Source organism: Marinobacter sp. OP 3.4 (assembly GCF_036224885.1).
Lineage (GTDB): Bacteria > Pseudomonadota > Gammaproteobacteria > Pseudomonadales > Oleiphilaceae > Marinobacter.
The window spans coordinates 1-14,321 of the sequence record NZ_JAVVLT010000057.1 but is presented as its reverse complement, the minus strand read 5'-3'; the positions used below and the strand labels follow the sequence as shown (position 1 = coordinate 14,321).

The 14,321-nt window shown below is 60.5% G+C and carries 12 protein-coding genes and 1 tRNA gene; 6 read left to right on the top strand and 7 right to left on the bottom strand.

All coding sequences use genetic code 11. The features are described 5' to 3' along the window. Nucleotides 1-97 precede the first annotated feature (97 nt). Together RO069_RS10925 and RO069_RS10920 are read right to left on the bottom strand one after the other, a co-directional pair. Nucleotides 98-2,443 carry a Tex family protein gene (locus tag RO069_RS10925; protein ID WP_328187467.1) on the bottom strand — a complete coding sequence of 782 codons (2,346 nt, stop codon included), beginning with the start codon at nt 2,441-2,443 and terminating at the stop codon, nt 98-100. 90 nt (nt 2,444-2,533) lie between these two features. After that, a complete protein-coding gene (locus RO069_RS10920; RefSeq protein WP_328187466.1) occupies nt 2,534-4,249 on the bottom strand; it encodes a GGDEF domain-containing response regulator in 1,716 nt (571 codons plus the stop codon). Nucleotides 4,250-4,628: 379 nt separating this feature from the next. Between RO069_RS10920 and rep the strand changes: the two genes are divergently transcribed. Next, nucleotides 4,629-6,647, top strand: a complete 2,019-nt coding sequence (gene rep, locus RO069_RS10915) for a DNA helicase Rep (RefSeq protein ID WP_328187464.1) — start codon at nt 4,629-4,631, stop codon at nt 6,645-6,647. 57 nt (nt 6,648-6,704) lie between these two features. Here the strand turns inward: rep and RO069_RS10910 are convergent, their stop codons facing one another. Beyond that, nucleotides 6,705-7,112 carry a c-type cytochrome gene (locus RO069_RS10910; RefSeq protein ID WP_442915365.1) on the bottom strand — a complete coding sequence of 136 codons (408 nt, stop codon included), beginning with the start codon at nt 7,110-7,112 and terminating at the stop codon, nt 6,705-6,707. Between the two features lie 191 nt (nt 7,113-7,303). Here RO069_RS10910 and RO069_RS10905 point away from each other — a divergent pair, with 191 nt between their 5' ends. Next, on the top strand, nt 7,304-7,636 hold the full coding sequence (locus tag RO069_RS10905; RefSeq protein ID WP_328187462.1) for a hypothetical protein: 333 nt from the start codon (nt 7,304-7,306) through the stop codon (nt 7,634-7,636). A gap of 94 nt (nt 7,637-7,730) precedes the next feature. Continuing rightward, nucleotides 7,731-8,717, top strand: coding sequence for a phospholipase A (locus RO069_RS10900; protein ID WP_328187460.1), 987 nt, complete (start codon nt 7,731-7,733; stop codon nt 8,715-8,717). Nucleotides 8,718-8,856: 139 nt separating this feature from the next. Here RO069_RS10900 and RO069_RS10895 read toward each other — a convergent pair whose 3' ends face one another. The 3 genes from RO069_RS10895 to RO069_RS10885 all read right to left on the bottom strand — a co-directional run bounded on the left by RO069_RS10895 (nt 8,857) and on the right by RO069_RS10885 (nt 11,272). Then, complete coding sequence (locus RO069_RS10895) at nt 8,857-10,209, bottom strand: phosphomannomutase (RefSeq protein WP_328187459.1); 1,353 nt, start codon at nt 10,207-10,209, stop codon at nt 8,857-8,859. A gap of 227 nt (nt 10,210-10,436) precedes the next feature. After that, nucleotides 10,437-10,913, bottom strand: coding sequence for a bacterioferritin (gene bfr, locus RO069_RS10890; RefSeq protein WP_328187457.1), 477 nt, complete (start codon nt 10,911-10,913; stop codon nt 10,437-10,439). A gap of 152 nt (nt 10,914-11,065) precedes the next feature. After that, nucleotides 11,066-11,272, bottom strand: coding sequence for a bacterioferritin-associated ferredoxin (locus RO069_RS10885; RefSeq protein ID WP_328187455.1), 207 nt, complete (start codon nt 11,270-11,272; stop codon nt 11,066-11,068). Between the two features lie 161 nt (nt 11,273-11,433). Between RO069_RS10885 and RO069_RS10880 the strand changes: the two genes are divergently transcribed. Further along, nucleotides 11,434-11,976: a YaeQ family protein gene (locus RO069_RS10880; RefSeq protein WP_328187453.1), complete on the top strand. Its 543-nt coding sequence runs from the start codon at nt 11,434-11,436 to the stop codon at nt 11,974-11,976. Between the two features lie 24 nt (nt 11,977-12,000). Here RO069_RS10880 and RO069_RS10875 read toward each other — a convergent pair whose 3' ends face one another. Beyond that, entirely contained in the window at nt 12,001-12,510 is a 510-nt protein-coding gene (locus RO069_RS10875; protein ID WP_328187452.1) for a DUF2244 domain-containing protein, read from the bottom strand. Between the two features lie 435 nt (nt 12,511-12,945). On the opposite strand from RO069_RS10875, the gene RO069_RS10870 reads away from it, so the two are divergent. Together RO069_RS10870 and RO069_RS10865 are read left to right on the top strand one after the other, a co-directional pair. Continuing rightward, a tRNA-Arg gene (locus RO069_RS10870) sits at nt 12,946-13,022 on the top strand. Nucleotides 13,023-13,470: 448 nt separating this feature from the next. Continuing rightward, nucleotides 13,471-14,298, top strand: coding sequence for a hypothetical protein (locus tag RO069_RS10865; protein WP_328187450.1), 828 nt, complete (start codon nt 13,471-13,473; stop codon nt 14,296-14,298). Nucleotides 14,299-14,321 lie beyond the last annotated feature (23 nt).

The following is a 14,321-nucleotide window of genomic DNA, read 5'->3' as shown; positions in this document are numbered from 1 at the left end:
TGTCGGAGCTTCTGGAAAGGGCCCGGACCGTTTACTGAGCCCGGGACGTTTTCGGAAGCTTCAAGGCATATGGGGGCAATTGCCCCCAACTCAATGATTAGCGCTTGTCCTTGGCTGACGCCAGTGCCTGTGCCAGCGCACCGGCCATGGCTCCCTGGGGCTGTTGCTCCGGTTTGCCGCGACCGTTCTGGCGGTTGCCCGCACCCTGCCGGGGCTTGCCGGAAGCCTTGCTGTCGCCCTGCCCCCGTTGCGGCCGGTTGCTCTCGCCGGGCTTGTCGTCCAGGCGCATGGACAGGCCGATGCGTTTGCGGGGGATATCCACTTCCATTACCTTGACCTTGACAATATCGCCGGCCTTGACCACTTCGCGGGGGTCCTTGACGAAGTCATGGGACAGGGCCGAGATATGCACCAGCCCGTCCTGGTGGACACCGATATCCACGAACGCCCCGAAATTGGTGACGTTGGTTACCGAGCCTTCCAGGGTCATGCCCGGCTTCAGGTCGTTCAGGGTTTCCACCCCTTCCTGGAAGCTGGCAAAGCGGAACTCCGGACGCGGGTCCCGGCCCGGCTTCTCCAGCTCCGCGATGATATCGCGGATGGTGGGAACACCGAACTGCTCGGTCACGTAATCGTTCGGGTCCAGGGCACGCAGGAAGCTGACATCGCCGATCAGGTCGGCCACCTTGCGACCGTTCCTGGCGGCGATGGCTTCCACCACACCATACGCTTCCGGGTGCACAGCGGACCGGTCCAGGGGGTTCTCCCCCTGGCTGATCCGCAGGAAGCCGGCGGCCTGCTCAAAGGTCTTGGGGCCCAGGCGCGGCACTTCCAGCAACTGCTGACGGCTGCGGAAGCCGCCACTACGGCTGCGGAAATCAATAATGTTCTCGGCGGTGCCGGGATTGAGGCCGGACACCCGGGCCAGCAGCGGGGCGGAGGCAGTGTTCAGGTCCACCCCGACGCCGTTGACACAGTCTTCCACCACCGCGTCCAGGCTGCGGGCCAACTGCACCTGGGACACGTCATGCTGGTACTGGCCCACGCCGATGGACTTGGGCTCGATCTTGACCAGTTCCGCCAGCGGGTCCTGCAGACGGCGGGCGATGGACACGGCGCCGCGGATGGTCACGTCCAGGTCCGGTAGTTCACGGGAGGCAAACTCGGAGGCGGAATAGACCGAGGCCCCGGATTCGCTGACCACGATGCGGTTGAGCTTCAGCTCCGGGTAGCGCTTGCACAGGTCCGCCACCAGCTTCTCGGTTTCCCGGGAGGCGGTGCCGTTGCCGATGGCCACCAGCTCGATGTTGTACTGGCGGCACCACTTGGCCATCTGCTCGATGGACGGGTCCCACTGGTTCTTCGGGGCGTGGGGATAGATCGCGCCGTGACCGGCCACCTGGCCGGTACCGTCAATTATGGCCACCTTGACCCCGGTACGCAGACCCGGGTCCAGGCCCAGGGTGGCCCGGGGACCGGCCGGGGCCAGCAGGAGCAGGTCCTTCAGGTTATTGGCGAACACCTGGATGGCCTCGGCTTCGGCGGCTTCGCGTACCTGGGCCATCAGGTCGGTTTCCAGTTGGGTGGACAGCTTGACCCGCCAGGTCCAGCGCACCACCTCCGCCAGCCAGCGATCCGCCGGACGACCGTTGTCGCGGATGTGCCAGTGGGCGGCGATCTTCGCTTCCGCCGGATGCGGCACGCGGCGGTCCTCGCTTTCGCCCTCCACGGCAATGCCGTAGGTGAGGATGCCTTCGTTGCGACCCCGGAGCACCGCCAGGGCCCGGTGGGACGGCATCTTCTTCAGGGGTTCCCGATGGTCGAAGTAGTCCCGGAACTTGGCGCCTTCGTTCTCCTTGCCCTCGATAACGGAAACTTTCAGCTCGCCGTCGTTCCACAGGTAGTCCCGCAACCGACCCAGCAGTTCGGCGTCCTCGGCGAAACGTTCCATCAGGATATTGCGAGCACCTTCCAGAGCGGCCTTGGGGTCTTCCACCCCGGCTTCCGGGTTGAGGTAACCGGCGGCCACCGCCTCCGGGTCCTGGGTCGGATCGTCGTAGAGGGTATCCGCCAGGGGTTCCAGACCGGCCTCGCGGGCAATCTGGGCCTTGGTGCGGCGCTTGGGCTTGTAGGGCAGGTAGAGATCTTCCAGGCGGTTCTTGGTATCCGCCTCGTCAATGGCCGCCTTGAGCTCGTCGGTCAGTTTGCCCTGCTCGTCGATGCTCTTGAGGATGGTATCCCGGCGCTCCTCCAGCTCCCGCAGGTACCGCAGGCGCTCCTCCAGGTTACGCAACTGGCTGTCATCCAGGGCGCCGGTCACCTCCTTCCGGTAGCGGGCGATGAAAGGCACGGTGGCGCCTTCGTCCAGCAGGGCAATGGTGGCGTTTACCTGTTGTTCACGGACACCGAGTTCTTCGGCAATACGAGCGGGGATACGGATCATTCTGTGTTACCTGAAAGGGGGAATCCCTGGCTGCCATGGCAGTGGGAGATCCCTGACTGTTTTGGACCAAGGGGCAAAAGGTACAGGGCCTTACTCCGGCAGGCAAGCCAGGCGATTGCGGTCGTGCAGGAAAGTGATCAGGTCGGACCAGGGCATGGGGCGGGCGTAGTAGTAACCCTGCACCTCATCGCAGTGCTGATTCCGCAGGAACTCGAGCTGGCCCTCGGTTTCCACGCCTTCCGCCACCACGCTCATCTGCAGGCTGTGGGCCAGGCTGATAATGGCGCGGATAATGTGCTCCGAGTCCCCGGACTGGCCCAGGGCCTGCACGAAGGACTTGTCGATCTTCACCAGTGAGATGGGCAGGTGTTGCAGGTTGGTGAGGGAGGAGTAGCCCGTACCGAAGTCATCCAGGGCGAAGCTGATGCCCAACTGGCTCAGTTCCCGCAGGCAGCGCTGGGCATAGTCCGGGTCATGCATCATGGCGCTTTCGGTGAGTTCCAGCTCCAGCAGTGTGGTGTCCACATTGGCATTGAAGATGATGCGGAAGATGGTTTCCGTCATCTTGCGGTCGTGGAACTGCCGGAACGACAGGTTGACCGCCACCACCAGGCCCGGGAAACCCAGATCGGCGGCTTCCCGCAGGCGCTGGCAGGCCTGCTCGATCACCCAGTAACCGATGGGTACGATCAGGCCGCTACGCTCGGCGGCGGGAATGAACTCGTCAGGCATGACCAGGCCACGGGTCGGGTGGTTCCAGCGGATCAGGCACTCCACGCCGCGCACCTCGCCGGTGATCAGGTCAATTCGGGGCTGGTAGTAGAGCTCCAGCTCTCCGGCCCGGAGGGCGTTACGCAGGTCGCCTTCCAGCTTGAGCTGGTGGCCGGCGGAGATGTGCAACTGGCGATTGTAGAAACGGTAGCTGGTACCGGCGTCGCGCTTGGCCTCGAACATGGCGCGGTTGGCCCGGCGCAGCAGGGTCTCCGGGGTGTCGCCGGCTTCCGGGAAGGTTGACACTCCCAGGCTGGCGGTGACCCCTACCATATTGCCGCCGACGTTGACCGGCTCACCCAACACACCCACCAGCTTGCGGACGATGTGGGACAGGTCCAGGGAATCGTCCACGTTCTCGGCGATCACCGCCAGTTCATCGCCACCGATGCGCATCAGCGAGTCCACCCGGCGCATGACCTTGCGCAGACGCTCCGCCAGCTTGAGCACGAGTTCGTCGCCCCGCCGGTAGCCCAGGGATTCGTTCACCGTACGGAAATCGTCGATGTTGATGTGGATCAGCGCCAGCCGGTGATCACCCCGCTCCGCCCGCAGGATGGCCTGCTGTAACCGGTCGAAGAACAGGTTGCGGTTGATGAAGCCGCTGGCCACCTCCCGGCCAAGCTGGCCACCGGCACTGTCCTCCAGTTGCCGGCGGAACCAGACACAGCGCACCGCACGCCCCAGGGCCCACCGGTCCAGGCGGCCCTTGCTCAGGTAATCGGCGGCACCGCTGGCCAGCAGTTCCGTAGTGACGTCGTCCTCCCGAGCCGCGCCGAGGGCAATCACCGGCTTTTCATTACCCGCCACGGACAGGTATTGCAGGAACCCGGCGCCGGAGCCGGCGTGGAAGGTGGCATCCCAGAGCAGCACATCGAAATGGGCATTGTTGAGCAGATCGCCCACGGCGTCAGGGTCCGGACACCAGGTCAGTTCCGGAACAAAGTCTCCGTGGCCACGGAGCATATTGCCGTACCAGAGAAAGTCGGTCTGTTCCCCGGTCAGGACGAGGATTCGCAGGTTATCGGACTGCATGAAGATTCAGGTGCTCTCTTGATCCGGAGCGTCGCCGCCGCAGGCTCCCAAGGAAACCATCACGGCCATCATCCGGGAGGTGTCATATCGCCCCACACCAGTCTCCCTTAACACCGGTGCCAGCGACGCCGTCCCGCATTTCCATGATTCAGACTAAAAGATAGCCGAAAGCCAGGGAAGATACAGGTTTTACTCTCAGGTAGAATACGCCTTTATGCTAAAGGAGCCTCTGAACAGCTCCCGAGTCACCTCTGCTCGCTGCCATTTGCCGACACGTGGACGCTCCCGTTAAGTCGCGTCCTGATTGTGCACGGCCCCGGAAGCCGGAGGCAATCGATGAATTGTTCAGAGCCCCCACCATCCCCGCGCCAGGTGAAATGTGTCACAACTGAACCCGCGTCAACGCGAAGCCGTCCATTACATTGATGGCCCCCTGCTGGTACTGGCCGGGGCCGGCAGTGGCAAGACCAGCGTGATCACCCGCAAGATCGCCTACCTGATCGAACAGGCCGGCATACCCGGGCGACATATTGCCGCAGTGACCTTCACCAACAAGGCGGCCCGGGAGATGAAGGAACGGGTCGGCAAGCTGGTGGACCGCAAGCTGACCCGGGGCCTGACGGTCTCCACCTTCCACAACCTGGGCATGCACATCATCCGTGAGGAGTTGGCCCACCTGGGCTACCACCCGGGCTTTTCCATTTTCGATGCGGAAGACGCCAAGGCCCTGCTGCAGGACCTGATGCTACGGGAAGCCAGCGCCGATGCCGGTGACGAGCTGTCCGACATCCAGAACACCATCTCCACCTGGAAGAACGACATGAAAGGCCCGCAGGACGCCTGGAGCAGGGCCGCGGACGAGCGCGAGCAGCGTATCGCGCTGATCTACAAGAGCTACCAGCAGTACCTGAAGGCCTACAATGCGGTGGATTTCGATGACCTGATCCTGCTGCCGGTGCAGTTGTTCCGCACCGTGCCCGAGGCCCTGGCCAAGTGGCGCCGCAAGATCCGCTACATGCTGGTGGACGAGTACCAGGACACCAACCTGTGCCAGTACGAACTGGTCAAGCTGCTGGTGGCGGAGCGGGCCGCCTTTACCGTGGTGGGCGACGATGACCAGTCCATCTATGCGTGGCGCGGGGCGCGGCCCGAGAACCTGGCCCAGCTCAAGACGGATTTTCCCAGCCTGAAGATCGTCAAGCTGGAGCAGAACTACCGCTCCACCTCCCGCATACTGCGCTGTGCCAACGAGGTCATCGCCAACAACCCCCACGTGTTCGAGAAGGCCCTGTGGAGTGACCACACCATTGGCGAGGAGCTGCGCATCGTGCGCTGCCGCAACGAGGATGCCGAGGCCCAGCGGGTAGCCTCCGAGATTATCGACCAGAAGCTGAAGAAAGGCCTGCAGTTCCGGGACTTTGCCGTGCTCTACCGGGGCAACCACCAGGCCCGGCTGCTGGAAATGAAGTTGCAGGCGTTCCAGATTCCCTATCGGATTTCCGGCGGCCAGTCATTCTTCTCCAAGAACGAGATCCGCGATGCCATGGCCTACCTGCGGCTGCTGATCAACCCGGACGACGATGCCGCCTTCCTGCGGGTGGTGAACGTACCCAGGCGGGAGATTGGCCCACGCACCCTGGAACAACTGAGCCACTATTCCCGGTCCCGGGACATCAGCATGCACCGGGCCCTGGACGAAATGGGCGTGGAAACCCATGTCACCGAGAAGGGCCTGGATCGCCTGCGACGCTTTCGCCACTGGGTGGAAGCCACCTGCCGCCGACTCCATGAAGAAGACCCGATACCGGTCCTGAAACAGCTGTTCACCGACATCGAGTACGAGGAATGGCTGCACCAGCATGCCAGCAGTCCAAAGGCCGCCGAACGGCGGATGGAGAACATCTGGTACCTGATCGAGTCGGTGCAGCGCATGCTCGACAATGACAAGGGCACGGCCAATGAAACCACCATTGAGGACGCCATCAGCCGCCTGATCCTGCGGGACCTGATGGAACAGCAGGAGGAGGAGGATGACAGCGACAAGGTGCAGTTGCTGACACTGCATGCCTCCAAGGGGCTGGAGTTTCCCCACGTCTTCATCATGGGCCTGGAGGAAGAAATCCTGCCCCACCGATCCAGCATCGAGGAAGGCAATATCGAGGAAGAGCGGCGACTGATGTATGTGGGCATCACCCGGGCCCGGGAAACCCTGACCCTTACCTTCGCGGCCCAGCGACGTCAGTACGGCGAGAAGATCGAGACCATTCCCAGCCGGTTCCTGGACGAGCTACCGGAGGGCGATGTCCTGCGGGAAGGCATGGGCGACCTGGATCAGGAAGCCAACCAGCAGAAGGGCAAGGCCACGCTGAGTGCGCTTTTAGGAGACCTGGAAGGGTAAACGAAGCAAGGCAGGCAGGAGAACGGGCCGGCGCATGGCACCGACCCGCGAATGGCGCTACTGGACTTCTTCCACCATATGCTCAACGGCGGCCTGGATTTCCTCATCGGAGCAGCCGTTGCAACCACCCTTCGGCGGCATGGCATTGAAACCGTTGATGGCATGATCCACCAGGGTTTCCAGACCCTTGTCGACCCGCGCCCCCCAGGCATCGGCATCGCCGAACACCGGCGCACCGGCTACACCGGAGCCATGACAGGCCTGGCAGGCAGAACTGTAGACTTCCTCACCGGAGCGGGGGCCATCGCTGGACGCGGCCGCCGGCGCTGCAGTACCGCATTCCTCACCTTGAAGGCAGACTTCGCCGACCGGCGCGATGCGCTCGCGAATCTGATCCTCAACACTCGCCATTACAGCGCCAGCGGTCAGGCCGGATGCAACCAGTACGGCCGCCAGGACTTTCATTATTTTCACAATGCACCTCTCATCAGAGCCTATTGGGAAGCCAGACGTTGTACAGGGCGGATATCCAGAGGCCCCCAAAATTATATGTGGGCGCATTATAGCGGGTGAAGCCGGGCAAAAAAACCAACAAACCGCTAAGATGGGCCGGAGTATCCCGGAAGCCACATGCAACAGACAACCACAGGACCTCCATGACAGACAGACCATCCCAGGAAACCCATCCGTGGCGCAAACCACTTATTGTGATCGAGATGCTCGCCCTGGTCGTGCTGATCGGCTCAATGGCATTGCTGGGGCGCCAGGGCCCGGAGGGCGATCCGGTTCACGCGGCCTGGCTACTGTTGCCCGCCGCCGCCAGCCTGGTGGTGTTCCTGTGCTTCCTGGGGCTGATGTACCTGCGCTGGATCGCGTCCGCCGGAGGCACCACGGGCCGTCGCCAGAAACTGCTATTCTCACTACTGGCGCTGACACTGCTGGGGCTGTGGGCCTACGCCATCGCCCAGACGTGGCACAGCCTACCCTAACGGATTCGATAGTCTGACACTTGGTAATGCCCGGTTCATGCCCACTTCACACCATGTCGTCCATACTCCAGATTCATTGCCGAAAGGATCTCATATGATAGAACGCACACTGGCGGCAGTCGTGATCACTGTGATCGGCGCCGGATGGTCCCTGGTGGCAACCGCCCAGGAAGGCGAGGAAAAGCCCCGGGGAAACCTGCCGAAACTGGCCGAAGAGGTGGAACGGAAACAGGAAGAAGTCGACCGGAACACCACTGGCGACAGGGCCATGGAACAGGAGGTGGAGGAATACGAAGCCAGGGAGAAGCTGATCGGCAGCCTGCTCGGAGGCTTCGTACCCTACAAGCCCACCTATATCCTGCCCTACACCTACGTGGATAACCCGAACCAGACCCCCACCAGTCCGCGCCTGGGAGAGGCGAGTTATGATGCCCGCCTGCAGAGCGAGGAAGCCAAGTATCAGATCAGCTTCCGGGTGCCCCTACTCACCGGCATGCTGGATGACAGCACCACACTCTGGTTCGGCTATACCCAGAAATCATTCTGGCAGGTCTATAACACCGAGGACTCCGCCCCCTTCCGGGAGACCAACTACGAGCCGGAGATCTACCTGCGCCAGCGGCTGGGCTGGGACATCGGTCCCGGGGAGGTCAGCAGCGCCACCCTTGGCTTCAACCACCAGTCCAACGGCCAGTCGGAACCCCGCTCGAGGAGCTGGAACCGCATCAGGGGCAGTGTCGCCTATGCCTACGATCGCTGGCTGTTCATGGTCAGCCCCTGGTACCGGTTGCCGGAAGACGAGAGCGACGACGACAACCCGGATATCGAGGAGTATCTGGGCTACGCCGACTACATTGCAGTGTACAAATGGAATGACAACCATGTGCTCTCCGCCAGGTTGATGAACAACCTGCAGGAGGATGACAACCGGACCTCGGTGGAGCTGGGCTACAGCTTTCCGATGGGCGACACCGTCAAGGGCTATATCCAGTACTACAACGGCTATGGCGAGAGCCTGATCGACTATAATGAACGCACCCACCGGATCGGTATCGGCATCATGCTGAACGACTGGCTCTGAAGAGAGAGGGGCGAACTCGGTGTCGCCCCAAACATCCCCTCTCCCTTGACGGGAGAGGGCCAGGGAGAGGGTGAAGGCGGCCAGACTCCCTGCTAGGGCCCCTCACCCCACCTCTCCAGGGTAGAGGGGCTTTGGAACGTCAGCTGTTCAGCCGGTCCATCTCCGCCAGCAGTTCGGCGGTCTTCTGCTCCATCAGCGCCTTGTCGGCCCGGGACTCCACGTTCAGGCGCACCACCGGTTCGGTGTTGGACATTCGCAGGTTAAAGCGCCATTCCGGAAACTCAATGCTGACCCCATCCACATGGTTCACGGACACGGCGTCACCCGCATAGCTTTCCTCGATGGCCTGGATCACCTTCGCCGGATCATGGATGGTGCGATTGATCTCGCCACTGGCCGGGTAGGCCTCGATCCGGGCGTCGATCAGTGACGACAGGGGCTGGCCGGACTGGCACAGGCGTTCCGCCACCAGCAACCAGGGAATCATGCCACTGTCGCAGTAGGCGAAGTCGCGGAAATAGTGGTGGGCACTCATCTCGCCGCCGTAGACGGCATCCTCGTCTCGCATGCGCTGCTTGATGAAGGCATGGCCGGTCTTGCTCTGCACAGGCTCGCCGCCGGCGGCTTTCACCAGGTCCAGGGTGTTCCAGGTCAGCCGTGGGTCATGGATCACCTTGCCGCCACCGGTCTTGCGCAGGAACTGGTCCGCCAGCAGGCCGACGATGTAGTAACCCTCGATAAAGCGGGCATTCTCGTCGAAGAAGAAACAGCGGTCGAAATCGCCGTCCCAGGCGATACCCATGGCTGCCTTGTGTTCCAACACCGCCTCCGCGGTCACCGCCCGGTTCTCCGGCAGGATGGGATTGGGCACGCCATTGGGAAAGCTGCCATCCGGCTCGTGGTGAAGCTTGATGAATTCGAACGGCAGGTGCTTCTCCAGGGCATCCACCACCAGCCCGGCACCGCCATTGCCGGCATTCACCACGATTTTCAGGGGCTTCAGGGAGCCAGCATCGATATAGCCCAGCAAGTGGTCCACGTAAGGCGCCATCACCTCCAGGGGTTCATGGCTGCCCTGCTCCGGCGCATCGGCGAAGGGTTCCAGCACCCGGTCACGGATCTCGTTAAGACCGTTATCGGAACTGATGGGACGGGACTGGGGCCCCACCATCTTCATGCCATTGTGATCCTTGGGATTGTGGCTGGCTGTCACCATGATGCCGCCGTCCATGCCGAAGTGGCTGGTGGCAAAGTAGACATGCTCGGTGCCACCCAGACCGATATCAAAAACATCCGCCCCGGCGGCCATGAGGCCGGAACTGAGGGCATCGGCGATTTCCGGGCTGGACTCCCGGATATCATAGCCAACAATTACCTTGCGGGCCCCGGTTACCTCCACATAGGCCCGGCCGATCTTCTCCGCCAGGTTGGCATTGAGCTGGTCCGGTACGCGCCCGCGCAGGTCGTAGGCTTTAAAACAGGACAGGTCCATGGCGACGGTTTCTCCCAGTTGGTCTGCGGTATGGATTCGAGTGATCGCCCGTTACTCGGGTACAGGAACATCAGGCAACAACCGGGCCCATTCTAGCCCCTTACCTGTGACAGCGGCAGGAAATAGCTGAAAAATGAAGAAATAGAAACCCGGCAGGTCCTGCCGGGCGGGTTCAGCGGTGCCATTGGCGCGCATTGCGCACGCCAATGGTGCCCGGAGGTAGCGGCTTACTCCGCGGCGCCGGACTGAAGCTGGATATAGTTCTGGATGCCCATCTGGTCGATCTGCTCCAGTTGGGTTTCCAGCCAGTCGATATGCTCTTCCTCGCTGTCGAGGATGCTGCGGAACAGTACACGGCTGGTGTAGTCCTGGACCTGCTCACAGTAGACAATGGCTTCCTTCAGGTCCTTGTGGGCGGTCATCTCCAGCTTGAGATCGCACTCAATCATTTCCTGGACATTCTCGCCGATCAGCAGCTTGTTCAGGTCCTGCAGGTTGGGCAGGCCCTCCAGGAACAGGATCCGCTCAATCAACTGGTCCGCATGCTTCATCTCGTCGATGGACTCTTCGTATTCCTTGTCCGCGAGCTTGGTGATGCCCCAGTCCTTGTACATGCGGGAATGCAGGAAATACTGGTTGATGGCGGTCAATTCGTTGCCAAGCACCTTGTTCAGGTGTTGAATAACCTTCTTGTCACCTTTCACGGCCGGGGTCTCCTCTCATCCTTTATCGATTATCCGCGTTCATGCCGCGGACTTTGAACAAGGATAACCCCTATTCCGGAGAGAAAAAATCGCGTAAGAGAATGGTTTACGTTTGATACAGGGCATCGACAACGCCCTGAGGGAGCGTTGTTTCAGGCCGGCTGGGCGAGCATATCCGCCAGGGCCAGGTAATCGGATGACCGGCTTTCCCGAAGGATCTCCCGGGCGGTGCAGGCACAGCGTCCACACTGGCGCCCCACCCCCAGCTCCTTGCCCAACTGGCGCATGGAACTGATGCCATTTTCAGCCGCTTCGCGGATTTCCCGATCGGTCACACCGGTACAGAGGCAGACGTACATAGATAGAAACTCACACGCCGATTAAAGTTAGTGATAATTATTGTTATTCGCAGGAGAGATTGCAACCCAATTGAGAAAATTTGTACAAATCGTCACAAAACGGTGCCCGCTCCGGAAATCCGCTACACTCTGCTCCATTCATCACCCGACCGGAGCAATCCATGGCCCTCAAAGCCACTGTCTTCAAGGCCACCCTGAACATTGCCGATATGGACCGCCATTACTATGCGGACCACCACCTCACCATCGCCCGGCACCCGTCGGAGACCGACGAACGCATGATGGTGCGGTTGCTGGCCTTTGCCCTGAATGCCGATGAGCACCTGGAATTCACCCGTGGCCTGAGCACCGATGACGAGCCCGACCTGTGGCGCAAGCACTTGACCGGGGACATCGAACACTGGATAGAAGTGGGATTGCCGGAGGAGGATCGGATCCGCAAGGCGTGTAACCGTTCTGACCGGGTGACCATCTATGTCTATGGGGGGCGTGCCATGCCTGTATGGTGGGAGAAACACCACAACCGCCTGGACCGTTTCGGGCACCTACAGGTCATCGCCCTGGACCAGGACAGCACCGACGCCCTGGCGGAACTGGCCGATCGCTCCATGGCACTGCAGGTGAACATCCAGGATGGCGAGGTCACGATCGGTGACGAGTCCCGGATGGTGAGCCTTGAACCGAGGATCCTCAAACGGGTGTAGCCCTGCCATGAACAGGGGGCACGGTCAGAAGTGAGTACTCGCCATCTCCCGGGACCGGCGGCGAACCGGAAAACCCTGGCTTTCCAGCAGGGTCACCAGCGCCCGGGAATCCCGGGGATTGAGGAAATCCGCCAGCGGCACCTCTTCCCCGTTGCAGCACACGCAGACCCGCTCCCTTAACCAGGGGTGGCGCTTTTCCTCCAGCAGGATACGAACCGACGGGCGCGCCCAGTCCCACTGTTGCTCGCGGTGCTCGTGCCCCTTCTCGAGCCGCACCCGGGACGGGCCAAAGGTGATCACCTCCTGACGGCTGCACTGGCGGGCGGTATACCAAAGCCCCGCTCCAACCGCGACCAGTTCCAGCCCGGCAAAGGGAATCACCAGCCAGGCCCCGGCGAGGCTCATGCCCACCACCACGATGGACGTCAGCAACACCAGCCCCAGCCACACCCGTACCAGTGCCGGCCAACTGATGGACCGGTTGGGAGTGAAACGGTAACGCATGCCGCCGTTGTCGGATAAGCGCTCAATCATGGGAAAACCCACCGGGCCCTCGCCCGGACGATTGCCTTTTATCCAGTATACGCGATGACGGCAAAACGGTTTCAAGGAGGGCTGGACAGAGTAGCGCTGCGCAAGTAAGATTGCGCACTCGAAATCGACGCTCAGAGCGTTGAATTTCATCCGCCCGTAGCTCAGCTGGGCGGAAGCGGAACAAACGAAAGCGCAGCTTTCGTCCGCTGGAGCGGCCCTTGCGATGCAACGCAAGGGACTGGACCCCGAAGGGGGAGCGTGAAACGCGCTATCCAGTGCACCGCAAGCAGAGCCATGCCCAAAGAACACGGGGCATGCACAGAGTAGATATCCGCCCGTAGCTCAGCTGGATAGAGCGTTGCCCTCCGGAGGCAAGGGTCACTGAAAAAATCCGGAACCGAAGGCAACGGTCAAACATGCCAAACTTGTTGAAATCCGCCCGTAGCTCAGCTGGATAGAGCGTCGCCCTCCGGAGGCGAAGGTCTCAGGTTCGAATCCTGACGGGCGGGCCATTAACTTGGCAAATCAATGAGTTACCGGAAAGCCAATCTCCTCATCGATATCACCCGCACTTTGGTAATCCTTAACTCTCAGCTTTGATCGCTGACCTTTGCACGGCTAGACTCAAAGCATGTATTTTTCTCTATTTTTTCGCCTGTGCCCAAATGGTGCCCTCGCAGTGCCCTGCTATTTTGCACCTCTGAATCACCACTCGCTTTCAAGACCTTTGCACCGATTCCACCCTGCCAACCCTGTGGCACAACCTTCCCGAGCAAAAACCGCAACCATCGCAAGAACAGATTCTCGCTGGCTCGGACAATGAAGCACTAATCACAAAATTCATTACCCAGACCAATACAAGCCATTCTTCCGACCGACTTGGCTCCAGATTCATCACCCTCTGGTGTACGCTAGTCCATTAGTAGACTAGGTTTCGGCACATTCGGTTCAGCCCCCCCCGTGGAAAAATCAAACAGGTTTATTGGCAAAAAGATCGCTGATTACAGGTATCTACATACCTCCGCGCTTTCTGAACTTGACGACGAAAGCCGCAGCGCTGTGCGCAAAGCCGAGGCCAGGATTACTCCAGGAGCCAAGTACAACGTCATTAAGATCCGAGAAAGTGCTCCCGAAATATCTTTCCTGAACTATCCAACTTTTTTTGAGGAAGCTTTCCCGATTCTCGAACAGTCATGGAAGGTTAATCTCGATACAGGGCAGTGCCGATACAGAGTTTATTCAGAGTCGAATAATCCCCCCATCCTTCACCGCAAAGAACTTCTGCTGCCATCCTATCACCTGGATTATCAGCGGTTTTTGGAGCTGACCAAAGAGGCTGAAAGTATCGGCTTATTCGACGATACGACCAGAATAGGGTTTCTACAGGACTGGAACCGTCTCTTGGAGCTAAAAGGCTATGAGGTTTCCGAGCACGCCCTGGTGCCTCTAGCCAATGAAGCTACAGAGAACCTGTCAGCCATCGAAAGCGGGTCAGAAATTCACCGCCATTTAACTGCCCTCACTCGAACGCAACTATCGGCACCTATGCAAAGCCTTGCGCGATATGGCTACCTTGATCAGACGAGGTCAGTCTTTGACTACGGGTGCGGCAAGGGCAACGATGTTCAGCTCCTAAAAGATAGCAATATAAACGTAGCTGGATGGGATCCTTATTATTCTCCCAGTGCAGAAAAGAAAACAGCAGACATCGTCAACCTAGGGTTCGTCATCAATGTTATTGAAGTGCCTGAGGAACGCCTGCGTATTCCAGACCAAGGTTGCCACTGATTCCAGACGAAGCCTGCCACCCA

Excerpts from the sequence above, each read along its gene's own strand:
- RO069_RS10925 (WP_328187467.1), bottom strand. The coding sequence starts at position 2,443 with ATGATCCGTATCCCCGCTCGTATTGCCGAAGAACTCGGTGTCCGTGAA.
- RO069_RS10920 (WP_328187466.1), bottom strand. The coding sequence starts at position 4,249 with ATGCAGTCCGATAACCTGCGAATCCTCGTCCTGACCGGGGAACAGACC.
- RO069_RS10910 (WP_442915365.1), bottom strand. The coding sequence starts at position 7,112 with ATGAAAGTCCTGGCGGCCGTACTGGTTGCATCCGGCCTGACCGCTGGC.
- RO069_RS10905 (WP_328187462.1), top strand. The coding sequence starts at position 7,304 with ATGACAGACAGACCATCCCAGGAAACCCATCCGTGGCGCAAACCACTT.
- RO069_RS10900 (WP_328187460.1), top strand. The coding sequence starts at position 7,731 with ATGATAGAACGCACACTGGCGGCAGTCGTGATCACTGTGATCGGCGCC.
- RO069_RS10895 (WP_328187459.1), bottom strand. The coding sequence starts at position 10,209 with ATGGACCTGTCCTGTTTTAAAGCCTACGACCTGCGCGGGCGCGTACCG.
- RO069_RS10885 (WP_328187455.1), bottom strand. The coding sequence starts at position 11,272 with ATGTACGTCTGCCTCTGTACCGGTGTGACCGATCGGGAAATCCGCGAA.
- RO069_RS10880 (WP_328187453.1), top strand. The coding sequence starts at position 11,434 with ATGGCCCTCAAAGCCACTGTCTTCAAGGCCACCCTGAACATTGCCGAT.
- RO069_RS10875 (WP_328187452.1), bottom strand. The coding sequence starts at position 12,510 with ATGATTGAGCGCTTATCCGACAACGGCGGCATGCGTTACCGTTTCACT.